2 protein-coding genes are annotated in these 1693 nt (G+C 35.9%); both read right to left on the reverse strand.

Going from position 1 to position 1693, the window contains the following annotated elements; translation table 11 throughout:
- Window positions 1-98: 98 nt before the first annotated feature.
- The gene (locus AB4238_RS19495; RefSeq protein WP_372034959.1) at window positions 99-635 is read right to left on the reverse strand and encodes a GNAT family N-acetyltransferase; all 537 of its coding nucleotides are present in this window, start codon (window positions 633-635) and stop codon (window positions 99-101) included.
- A gap of 29 nt (window positions 636-664) precedes the next feature.
- Window positions 665-883 (reverse strand): DUF6500 family protein, encoded by a 219-nt coding sequence (locus AB4238_RS19500; protein ID WP_372034961.1) that lies wholly within the window; start codon window positions 881-883, stop codon window positions 665-667.
- Between the last annotated feature and the right edge of the window lie 810 nt (window positions 884-1693).

Below are 1693 nucleotides of genomic sequence, written 5' to 3' on the forward strand. Positions count from 1 at the left end.
GTTAGCTGTTAGCTGTTAGGTAAGAACAAAAAACCATCGAGTAGGTTCGGTGGTTTTTTTGTTTATATTTACTGGCCTCAATTATGGCAGCCCGCCACTCACCAACCACTTTTATGTAGACCGTAAGCAGCATGGTCATACATACGACCATTGAGCTGTTCAGCTCGCGTTATCACACCTTCAAGTTTGAACCCTAAGCGTTCACAAACGCTGCGACTGGCTTGGTTCTCTATAGCAACAAAAGCCTCTACCTTATCCATTTTCAGTTGATTAAAAGCGAGATCAATGAGTTTAGTGACTGATCTACTAACGATCCCCTTACCTTGATAACTTTGGCTTAGCCAATAGCCTATTTCTACTTTTCTTAATTTTTTATCAATACTATTGAAACTGATATTACCGACCAGTTCGCCCCTATAAATGATGCCACACACTAAAGAGTTACCCGCTGCATAATCATGCAATGATTTTTCGATAAAACGCTCAAAAAAGGCTTCATCTTGGGCAAGTGGCGGCCATACCAGCCATTGCGCTAAATAGTCTCTTTGCAAAGAGACTATATCGAGGTATTGACTAGCAAAAGAGTGCTCAACCAAAGCCAGTGCTAAATCTGGATCTACGTCCAATGTAAACATCATCTATCTCCCTTTCTTAAGAGGCTAAGCTATAACCCTGCTTCAACCAGTTGCTTCACTCTACTTGCCTTAACAAAATGATCCAGTTGGTGTGTTTCAATCCACCAAGTCGCGACTAGCATTAATGACTGTGGAACATCATTTTTGTTAGCAAAAAATGCGTAAAATGAAACCCCAACAGTATCACCTTTCTGAGCAATCTTTTTATCACAGATCGCCACTATTCTATCTCTCAATATTTTTTGCATCATATACTCTTGTGTCATTTTCACTGTTATTTAAATAGCCAAAATCAAGTGAGTTGAAAGTATTTATCTAGCTATAGAAATTCTATTGTATTGCATCAACGCCAGAGCCCAGAATCATATAGCCAGCCATTGTTAATCAGATAGCTTTTCTCAGTTCTCAAACTGTAATGTTTGGTTCTTAACACTTGCCGAATGGATTCAATAAAAGATGATGACATAGCGCTCTTACCTATAAATGCTGTATGTATACACAGTTATAATGGGTGTTGTACATTTTTGCCATTATTTGGGATTAAAAAGGAAAGGTGCTTGAACCGGAATACTATTAAGTGATTGTTTTAAATCAACTATCCGTAATGATTAACTCTAATAGCATCACAAATATTCAAATTCTGACTTTCACGATTAGAAGTGTTAACAAAAGTACTGGTAATGACGGCATAAAGCATTGAATTTGTGTCCATTTCAGGTTAGTTTGTTAACATTAAAGTAACTCGGCTGTCTGTTCTTATTCGGAATTCAGCCTAATATACTGTTATGTTTACAAGGAAAATCAAGCAATGGATTACTTGAAAAACTTGCTATCTAATTATTTATCTGAAATTTTGCTATTGGTTTTAATTTGTGTACTTTATTTTCATATACAAAATATAAGGGAGTTAACTTATCAAATTTCTTCAATCACAGACTCTTCAGCAGAGCTCAGTGAGCTAGTATTCATTCTAGATAAAAAATTAACTCAGATTTCAATCTGGTGTATATTTTTAATTGGAGTCTTTAAGATAAAACGTAAACATAACGTATAAGGAT

It is taken from the genome of Shewanella sp. 10N.286.45.A1 (genome assembly GCF_041470405.1).
In the GTDB taxonomy this organism is placed as follows: Bacteria; Pseudomonadota; Gammaproteobacteria; order Enterobacterales; family Shewanellaceae; genus Shewanella.

Bases quoted from the DNA above. Each gene is read 5' to 3' on its own strand.
- AB4238_RS19495 (WP_372034959.1), bottom strand. From the start codon at position 635: ATGTTTACATTGGACGTAGATCCAGATTTAGCACTGGCTTTGGTTGAG.
- AB4238_RS19500 (WP_372034961.1), bottom strand. From the start codon at position 883: ATGCAAAAAATATTGAGAGATAGAATAGTGGCGATCTGTGATAAAAAG.